The organism is Peribacillus sp. P4_C12 (assembly GCF_056402095.1).
On sequence record NZ_JBFUIB010001191.1, the window covers coordinates 1 to 559 of the forward strand.

A 559-nucleotide genomic window follows, 5' to 3' on the forward strand; every position below is an offset into this window, starting at 1 on the left:
ATCTTCTATATCGATTACTTCCTTTTCGATTGCTTTCGCAAGATGTGCTGGCGGAAAAAAAGACATACGTAGCCAAAACTTTAACTGCTCATTTTTTTGGAAAAGATCGATTACCAATTGTAGAAATCCGTATAAATCTAATTTGGGATTTTGTGAATCAATTTTACTGAAATATTGGAGTTTTGAAGATAACTCAGTCTCTTTCGCATCACGTAAAACTTGTAAAAAAAGATCATCCTTTCCTTTAAAATGTGCGTAAATGGATTGTTTTTTCATGCCGACTTCTTCAGCTATTAGAGAAAGGGATGCTCCTTCATAACCATGAATTGTGAAATATTTTAGAGCTGCCTCCTTAATTTCATTGCTTTTCAATAAAATCACCTCGAATTTAACGAACGTTCGTCAGTTATATTAGCAAATTAAATTAACATAAGCAAGTGGAAAGTATATTTAGATATCTAAACAAATAATTTAAGGTTAAATACTTTAGTAATAAATAAATATTGTAATACAGATTATTATGTCAGTTATCGACTTACATAACCAAACGGACCCTATC

General features: G+C 30.8%; 1 protein-coding gene. It reads right to left on the reverse strand.

Annotated elements, in window-relative coordinates; all coding sequences use genetic code 11:
* Positions 1 to 372, reverse strand: a 372-nt coding sequence (locus AC1DUW_RS32075; protein ID WP_477644613.1) for a TetR/AcrR family transcriptional regulator, incomplete at its 3' end; no start/stop codon positions are given.
* Between the last annotated feature and the right edge of the window lie 187 nt (positions 373 to 559).